7 protein-coding genes are annotated in these 8973 nt (G+C 57.3%); 3 read left to right on the plus strand and 4 right to left on the minus strand.

Annotated elements, in window-relative coordinates; translation table 11 throughout:
* The 3 genes from PROAA_RS07395 to PROAA_RS07405 all read left to right on the plus strand — a co-directional run.
* The coding region (locus PROAA_RS07395) for an FIST C-terminal domain-containing protein (RefSeq protein ID WP_186410729.1) at positions 1-313 on the plus strand (313 nt) is incomplete at its 5' end.
* Entirely contained in the window at positions 294-722 is a 429-nt protein-coding gene (locus tag PROAA_RS07400) for a DUF1841 family protein (RefSeq protein ID WP_186410730.1), read from the plus strand. The genes PROAA_RS07395 and PROAA_RS07400, both read left to right, overlap by 20 nt.
* A gap of 148 nt (positions 723-870) precedes the next feature.
* The gene (locus tag PROAA_RS07405) at positions 871-1662 is read left to right on the plus strand and encodes an alpha/beta fold hydrolase (RefSeq protein ID WP_186410731.1); all 792 of its coding nucleotides are present in this window, start codon (positions 871-873) and stop codon (positions 1660-1662) included.
* A 63-nt stretch (positions 1663-1725) separates the two neighbouring features.
* Here PROAA_RS07405 and lpdA read toward each other — a convergent pair whose 3' ends face one another.
* The 4 genes from lpdA to gltA all read right to left on the minus strand — a co-directional run bounded on the left by lpdA (position 1726) and on the right by gltA (position 8811).
* A complete protein-coding gene (gene lpdA / locus PROAA_RS07410) occupies positions 1726-3150 on the minus strand; it encodes a dihydrolipoyl dehydrogenase (RefSeq protein ID WP_186410732.1) in 1425 nt (474 codons plus the stop codon).
* A gap of 114 nt (positions 3151-3264) precedes the next feature.
* Positions 3265-4539 (minus strand): 2-oxoglutarate dehydrogenase complex dihydrolipoyllysine-residue succinyltransferase, encoded by a 1275-nt coding sequence (gene odhB, locus PROAA_RS07415; protein ID WP_186410733.1) that lies wholly within the window; start codon positions 4537-4539, stop codon positions 3265-3267.
* Positions 4540-4551: 12 nt separating this feature from the next.
* Positions 4552-7392 carry a 2-oxoglutarate dehydrogenase E1 component gene (locus PROAA_RS07420; RefSeq protein WP_186410734.1) on the minus strand — a complete coding sequence of 947 codons (2841 nt, stop codon included), beginning with the start codon at positions 7390-7392 and terminating at the stop codon, positions 4552-4554.
* Positions 7393-7515: 123 nt separating this feature from the next.
* A complete protein-coding gene (gene gltA / locus PROAA_RS07425; protein WP_186410735.1) occupies positions 7516-8811 on the minus strand; it encodes a citrate synthase in 1296 nt (431 codons plus the stop codon).
* Positions 8812-8973: the final 162 nt, after the last annotated feature.

An 8973-nucleotide genomic window follows, 5' to 3' on the forward strand; every position in this document is an offset into this window, starting at 1 on the left:
CGAGAGGCTGGCCCGGAAAGCCGAAAATGTGGCCGATCCGGTCTGCGCCCTGATGTTTTCGTGCATTGGCCGGGGCCCCTATTTCTATGGCGGCGAAGACTGCGACCTGGACGTTCTGCGCGAACGCTTTCCCGATCTCCCCGTACTCGGCACCTACGGCACCGGCCAGATCGCGCCGATAGCAAGCGGAGAAGGAGGTGGAGGAGGCGGAGAATTCGGCTTGAATTCGCAAAACTGCCAGATGCAGAACGCCGTTGTCACCGCACTGGTCAGCAGGCAAACGAAGGATGCTGATGTTCAATCCGTCACGTGAGCAGGTTCGCCGCTTCTTTTGCGAATCCTGGCGCAAACACCGCCAACGCCAGGTGCTCGAAGGGGCCGAAGCCACCGCAGCCGACCTGATCGAGCAGCATCCCGAATACCACGCTCTGCTAGAGAATCCGGAGTCCGCAGTGGAGCAGGAATTCACCCCCGAAGGCGGGCAGATGAACCCGTTCCTCCATCTGTCGCTGCATCTGGCCATCGCTGATCAAATCAGCATCGACCAACCATTCGGCATTCGCGCGGCCTACCACGCCTTGCGCACACGACTCGACGTGCACGAAGCCGAACATGTGATCCTGGAGTGTCTGGGCGAGACGCTCTGGCGTTCCCAGCGCGAAGGAACGGCGATGGATGCCAATCAGTATCTGGAATGTGTCCGGCGCTCTGCCGGAAAGTGAACCCGGTCATCAACCGCCGCCGGTGGCAGATCCGTTCAAGCGCTCCTGGTGTATGCTGATGCCCTATGCAGAGGCGTGCTGCCTTTCACAGATTCTTACGCGGCAAAACTGCTCGCGATAACAAGGTTATGCGCTATAGAAAATTGATATGGCACTTGAAGTGATTGATTCAGTTATAGCCATTCCGGGCGGGAGCATCTTCGTCCGTCGTTGGAACCGCAACAGCAGCGAACACTTACCGATTGTCTTGTTGCATGACTCACTGGGTTCCGTGGAGATGTGGAGAGAGTTCCCGGCGACCCTTGCAACGGAAACCGCCAGAACGGTGATTGCTTACGACCGGATTGGATTCGGAAAGTCGTCACTGCGAACATATCCCGCTTCAAGCAGGTTCATTGATGAAGAAGCGCAGATCTATTTCCCCGCGGTCTCCAAGGCTATGGGGTTGGGCCGCTACATCCTGTTCGGGCATAGCGTCGGTGGTGGAATGTCTCTTGCCATTGCCGCACATCAAACCGATAAATGTGCGGCGGTCATTACTGAATCCGCTCAGGCTTTTGTAGAGGAGCGGACGCTTTCCGGAATCCGGGCGGCAAAGCAACATTTTGAGGATGGTGCTCAGTTTTCAAGGCTTTCAAAATGGCACGGCGAACGAGCCAGGTGGGTATTGGAGGCATGGACTGAGGTCTGGTTATCTCCGGAGTTTCGCGAGTGGACACTCGACACCTATCTAAGCAGAATTCATTGTCCAGTTCTCGCCATTCATGGCGACACCGACGAGTTCGGCTCTAGTGCATTTCCGCGCCGAATAACGGAGGGGGTATGCGGGCCGGGTAGGATGGAGATTATTTCTCCATGCGGGCACGTTCCACACCGTGAAAAAGAAAGAGAGGTTCTTGAATTGGCTAAAGGGTTCCTGGCTGAATTTCATGTTCCGTAATTGGGTGCGAACGCGCTAACAACAGCTTCCAAGGGACGTCCTCGCCCTCGGCGAGGACGTCTACTAGAAATGCAGCGGTCGCTTGTCGCAGGCCAACGCCGCTTCATGCACCACTTCCGACAAGGTCGGGTGAGCATGACAAATGCGCGCGAGGTCTTCGCTCGCCGCGCCGAACTCCATCGCCACGACAGCCTCTGAAATCAGTTCCGAGGCATTGGCGCCAATGATGTGCACACCGAGGATGCGGTCGGTTTTGGCGTCGGAAAGCATCTTGACGAAGCCGGTTGTGTCGCCCATGCCCAGCGCTCTGCCATTGGCCGCAAAAGGAATCTTGCCAACCTTGCAAGCCACACCATCCGCCTTGAGTTGCTGCTCGGTCTTGCCGACCCAGGCGATTTCCGGACTGGTGTAAATCACCCACGGAATGGTGTCGAAATTGCAATGGCCCGATTGACCGGCCATCAGCTCGGCGACCATGACGCCCTCCTCCATGGCCTTGTGTGCCAGCATCGGGCCGGAAACCACGTCACCGACTGCCCATACACCCTGGAGATTGGTGCGGCATTGACCGTCGACATCGATACGACCGCGCTCGTCGAGTTTGAGACCGACGGCTTCAGCATTCAAGCCGTTGGTATACGGAATGCGTCCGACCGAAACAATGAGACGATCGGCTTCGAGGTTCTGTGCCTTGCCGTCCTTGTCAGTGTAGGCGATGGAGACACCCTTCTTCGACGGTTTGGCTTCGCCGATCTGCACGCCAAGCTGAATGTTCAAACCTTGCTTGACGAATACCTTGGCGGCCTCCTTGGCAACATCGACGTCGGCCATGGAAAGGAACTCGGGCAGGGCTTCGAGAATGGTCACTTCCGAGCCGAGCCGACGCCAGACGCTGCCCATCTCCAGACCGATCACTCCCGCGCCAATGATTACCAGCTTCTTCGGCACGGCGTCGAGATCAAGCGCACCCGCGTTGTCGCAGATGATCTTGTTGTCGACCGGAATGCCCGGCAGATGGCGAGCCATGGAGCCGGTGGCGATGATGACCTGTGTGGCTTCCACAATTGCATCGCCCACCTTGATCTGCCAGCCCGCTGCACCCTGCGCGACAAAGGAACCGTGCCCGTTCAGCAGGGTAACCTTGTTTTTCTTGAACAGCCCCTTGATACCGCCGGTAAGCTGATTGACGATGGCATTCTTGCGGCCAATCATGGTCGGCACGTCGATCTCTGGCGTGCCCACGGAGATTCCCTGAGCGGCAAAGCCGTGTCCAGCTTCTTCGAACAGATGAGAGGTATGCAACAGCGCCTTGGACGGGATGCACCCGACGTTCAAACAGGTGCCACCCAAACGCGGCTCGCCCTTGGGATCGGCGTAGGCATTGGACTCGCAGCAGGCAACTTTGAAACCGAGCTGGGCAGCGCGGATAGCCGCCACATAGCCGCCAGGGCCGCCACCAATAACGAGCACATCAAATTGTTTGGACATGAGAACTCCTCAATTCTTCACCACCAAGACACAAAGGCACCAAGCAGCACCAAGAATTCACGAACTGCCTGGTGAACCCTGGTGTTCCTGGTGCCCTTTTGTGGTTAGCCTTTATTAAACTCCGAGCAGGAGGCGAGCCGGATCTTCCAGCGCTTCCTTCATTGTGACCAGACCAAGGACCGCTTCGCGCCCGTCAATGATGCGGTGGTCGTAGGACATGGCCAGATAGTTGATCGGCCTGACGACGACCTGGCCGTTTTCGACAACGGCGCGGTCCTTGGTAGCGTGAATGCCAAGAATCGCCGATTGCGGTGGATTGATGATCGGCGTCGACAGCATCGAACCAAAAACGCCGCCGTTGGAGATGGAGAAGGTGCCGCCGGTCAGGTCTTCCATCGACAGTTTGCCATCCTTGGCCTTCTGGCCGAATTCGCCAATCTTCTTCTCGATGTCTGCAACGCTCAACTGGTCGGCATCGCGCAGGATCGGAACGACCAGTCCACGCGGGCTACCCACCGCAATGCCGATGTCGATGTAGCCGTGATAGACGATATCGTTGCCATCGATCGAGGCATTGATGATCGGGAACTTCTGCAGGGCGGCTACGGCCGCCTTGACGAAAAAGCCCATAAAGCCGAGGCGAACGCCATGCGCCTTCTCGAACTTGTCGGCATATTGTTTGCGTAGCGCCATCACCGGCGCCATGTTGACCTCATTGAACGTTGTCAGAATGGCGTTGGTCGATTGTGACTGGACCAACCGTTCGGCGACCCGGGCGCGAAGGCGCGACATCGGTACGCGCTGCTCGGGTCGATCCCCGAGGGCAATTGATACCGCCGGCGCCGGGGCCAAGGTGAAAGAGGGCGCCGAAGACGGTACGGATGCCGGCGGCGCAGCCGGCGCAGGTGCGGCGGCAACTTTCGCGCTTGCCCCAAGTGCGTCTTCCTTGGTTATGCGACCACCGCGACCGGTTCCCGCCACATCGATTGCAGTGAGTCCTTTTTCCTCGAGTATCTTGCGCGCCGCCGGCATGACCACTCCGGCCGCCGACGCTCCGGTAGTCGGCTGAGGTGCCGGAGCTGTGGCGGGTGCCGTATTGACTACTGGCTCTTCCCTGGGAGCGGGGGCGACAGAAGTTACCGTGGCCGTAGCCTCAGTATCGATACGGGCAATCAATTCTCCAGCCACGACGGTATCGCCGTTCTGCTTGATGATTTCCGTCAGCACACCCGTTGCCGGCGCGGGCAACTCAAGGACGACCTTGTCGGTCTCGATGTCAATCAGGTTTTCGTCCCTCGAAACGCCCTCACCTGCATTCCTGTGCCAGGCTACAAGGGTCGCTTCGGCGACAGACTCTGATAACTGCGGAACTTTGACGTCGATGATCATGTTCACTCCGATTTATGCGTATTTGTACTGTTCGATTTCGCCCAGAGCGGACTCGATCAGCGCTTTCTGTTGTGCGTTGTGCTTGCTGTAATAACCGACCGCCGGTGAAGGGGAAGCCGGGCGAGACACAAGCAGCAGGTGCTGTTTGTTATTGAACGAGCGGTCAAGATGCTGACGCGAGGCGATCCAGTACCAGGCGCCCTGATTGCGCGGTTCTTCCTGACACCAGACGATCTCGGTCGCCTTGGGGTACCTTCCGAGCTCGGCGGCGAAAGCTTCCTGCGGGAAGGGATAGAGCTGCTCAAGACGGGCAATCGCAATCGTGTCGATATTCTTTTCGCGACGCGCGGCAATGAGGTCGTAGTAGATCTTGCCGGTACAGAAGATGACGCGGTTAACTTTCTTGACATCGATCGGATCCACTTCACCGATCACGAGCTTGAACCCGCCCTTGGACATCTCGTCCATGGTCGAGACCGCGTCCTTGTGCCGCAACAGCGACTTCGGCGTAAACACGATCAAGGGCTTGCGCTGCTTGCGAATTGCCTGCCGACGCAACATGTGGAAAACCTGCGCCGGCGTAGACGGCTGGCAAACCTCCATATTCATTTCGGCGCACAACTGCATGAACCGCTCGATACGCGCCGAGGAATGTTCAGGGCCCTGCCCTTCGTAGCCGTGCGGCAGGAGCAGGACGAGGCCGCAGGCACGGCCCCATTTTGTCTCGCCGGAAGCGATGAACTGATCGATGACGACTTGTGCTCCGTTGACGAAGTCGCCGAACTGGGCCTCCCAGACAACGAGCTCGAACGGATTCGAAGTGGAATAGCCGAATTCGAATGCGAGAACGGCTTCTTCGGAAAGAACAGAGTCAAAACACTGGAAACTCGCCTGTTTTTCCTCCAGATTGGCTAATGGATAATAGGTTCCTTCGTCCCAATGCTCGCGCTTCTGGTCGTGCAGTGCGGCGTGGCGGTGGAAGAAGGTACTGCGACCCACGTCTTCGCCCGATAGGCGCACCCCGTGGCCGGAAACAAGCAACGTGGCATAAGCCAAGTTTTCTGCCATGCCCCAGTCGAATGGAATGCTGCCCTGGCCCATCAGACGCCGGTCCTCGATGATGCGCTTCACACGGCCATGCAGCGTGAAGTTCTCGGGAATCGTCGTCAGACGATCGGCGAGTCGCTTGATTTCCTTGGCCGGAACGGTGGTATCACAATTCTCGATGTATTTCGTCGGCAGAAAGGGCGCCCAGTCGATCGTCATCGGATGGGTATGACCGGCGATCACCGGGTTGTACAACAGCTCCCCGCGATCAAGGTGATCCCGGTAATTCTGAATCATGTTCTCGGGGCCATCGTTGGGCAGCACACCCTCGGCGACCAGTCGGTTGGCGTAAAGACTGCGTGTCCCGGCATGCCCGGCAATCCGTTTGTACATCAACGGTTGCGTCACCATCGGCTCGTCCTGCTCGTTGTGGCCGAGCTTGCGGAAACAGACGATATCGATGACGACATCCTTCCTGAATTCATGCCTGAATTCGACCGCCAGACGGGTCACCAGCGCCACCGCTTCCGGGTCGTCGCCATTGACGTGGAAAATCGGCGCATTGACCATCTTGAAGATGTCGGTGCAATACAGTGATGAACGCGAATCGCGTGGATCGGAGGTGGTGAACCCGATCTGGTTATTGACGACGATATGCACCGTTCCGCCCGTACCGTATCCGCGAGTCTGGGAGAAGTTGAGCATTTCCTGGTTGACGCCTTGACCGGCCACGGCGGCATCCCCGTGAACCAGCACTGGAAATATCTTCTCCTGGGACCCTTCGCCGCGCCGATGCTGACGCGCGTACGCCATACCGACGACAACAGGGTTGACGATTTCGAGATGCGACGGATTGAAAGCCAGCGTCAAATGGCAGGCGCCCCCCGGGGTCGATACGTCGGACGAGTAGCCCAGGTGGTACTTGACGTCGCCGGAGGTCAGATCCTGCGCTTTCTTGCCTTCGAACTCGTCAAACAGCATTGCCGGTTCCTTGCCCAGCGTATTGACCAGAACATTCAGACGTCCACGATGCGCCATGCCGATCACGACGTCGTCGACTCCTAAACCACCGGCGACTCGTACCAGCTCGTCCAGCGCGACGATTAAGGACTCCCCGCCCTCAAGCGAGAACCGCTTCTGTCCAACGTAGCGGGTATGCAGATAGCGTTCGAGTGTTTCGGCCGCCGTCAGGCGCTCAAGGAAGCGCAGTTTCTGGGCGGACGTATACGTTCCCTTGGCGTGGATCGGTTCGATGCGCGACTGCAGCCAGCGTTTTTCGGCAATGTTATCGATGTACATGTATTCGATGCCGATCGAGCTGCAATAGGTCTCCTTGAGGGAATCGAAAATCTGGCCGAAGGTCGCGCGTTCGCCAACGCCTTTGAACGAACCAGCGTTGTACAGGGTGTTCATGTCAGCACTGCCCAGTCCGTAGTGCGACGGCTCCAGCTCATTGATCACCGGTCGCGTCTGTCGCTTGAGCGGATCGAGATTGGCCCAACGTGCACCCAGTGTGCGGTAAGCCGTAATCAGTTGCAGGACACTGACCTGTTTCTTGTCGTCGACTGGCTTGGACAGTGTCGCGCGATAACCTCCCAGTCTGGCCTGTTCGGCAAACGCTTGCACAATCGGCAAGTGGGGAACATCACGGGCAACAGCGCTAGGCAGTTGCGCCAGCTTGTCGAAGTATTCGCGCCACTCAATGGGAACCGACGCGGGATTGTCGAGATAATTTTCGTAGAGATCTTCCACGAATGGGGCATTGCCGCCGAACAGTGGAGTCGTTCCGTAGAGCTGATTCATCATGGCAGTCATCTTTTGTCGGGATTCCCAAGGTCTGATTGAAGAATTTGGCCGGAAGCTTTACCTGGCGACCAGACGAGAAAGGCGACAGCCTTCGCTGTCGCCTCCCTTTGTTGCTAACTCTGCTTAACGCTTGTCGAGCGGAGGGACATCGCGTGCGGGAACTCCGATATAAAGTTGACGCGGACGACCGATCTTGTACTCCGGGTCGGCAATCATTTCTTCCCACTGTACCATCCAGCCGACCGTTCGCGCCAGTGCAAAGACGCAGGTGAACATCGAGGTTGGAATACCAATGGCCTTCTGAACGATGCCTGAATAGAAATCCACATTCGGATAGAGCTTCTTGTCGATGAAGTACTGGTCTTCCAGCGCAATCCGTTCCAGCTCCATGGCCAGTTTGAACAGCGGATCGTTTTCCAGGCCCTGTTCCTTCAACACGTCGGCACAGACCTTGCGCATCAGCGTCGCACGTGGATCGAAGTTCTTGTAGACCCGGTGGCCGAAACCCATCAGTTTGAAAGGATCGTCCTTGTCCTTGGCGCGCTTGATGAACTCCGGAACACGCGAGACATCGCCGATCTCTTCGAGCATCTTGAGGCAGGCTTCGTTGGCACCGCCGTGCGCTGGCCCCCACAGACATCCAATTCCCGCCGAAACGCAGGCATACGGATTGGCGCCCGACGAACCCGCCAGACGAACGGTCGACGTCGAGGCATTCTGCTCGTGATCGGCATGCAGGGTAAAAATGGTGTCGAGTGCATGCACCAGCACCGGATTGGGTTTGTAGGTCTCGCACGGTGTGCCGAACATCATGTGCATGAAATTGCTGGTGTAGTCCAGATCATTACGCGGATACATGAACGGCTGGCCGGTGTGGTACTTGTAAGCGTACGCAACGATCGTCGGAAGCTTGGCGATGATCCGGTTGTAGCTGATGTTGCGATGCTCGGCGTCGGAGAAGTCTTCCGCTTCGTGATAGAACGCCGACAACGCGCCAACGACACCGACCAGAACAGCCATTGGATGCGCATCACGACGAAAGCCCTGATAGAACTTCACCAGTTGCTCGTGCAGCATGGTGTGGTCCTTGATGGTCGACTCAAAGGCAATCTTCTGACTGGCGTTTGGCAGTTCGCCGTGCTTCAGGAGGTAAGCCACATCGAGAAAGTTGCAGTTCGTCGCAAGTTGCTCGATCGGATAACCGCGATAAAGAAGTTCGCCCTTGTCGCCGTCGATAAAGGTGACCTCGGATCGACAGGCTGCGGTGGACAAGAAGCCGGAATCGTAGGTAAACATCCCGGTCTTGCTACCCAGGGTTCGAATATCAATACAATCATAGCCAGCCACCGGCGTCATGATCGGGAATTCGACGGGGTCTCGCCCCTCGATAATCAAGGTGGCTTTGCGTTCGGTGCTCATAATAATCTCCGGTTCTGGTTTTAGAAGTCGTTTGCTCACGCTTGCCCCGATGTCGGGGCATTTCCACTACTGTACTTTACTCTGACGTTCCGTAACATAGACACGACCTCGGCCTGCAGGGAGTTCGCACACTCGCGCTTACCGGTAATCAAAGGCCAAAGC

The organism is Candidatus Propionivibrio aalborgensis, from assembly GCF_900089945.1.
GTDB lineage: Bacteria > Pseudomonadota > Gammaproteobacteria > Burkholderiales > Rhodocyclaceae > Propionivibrio > Propionivibrio aalborgensis.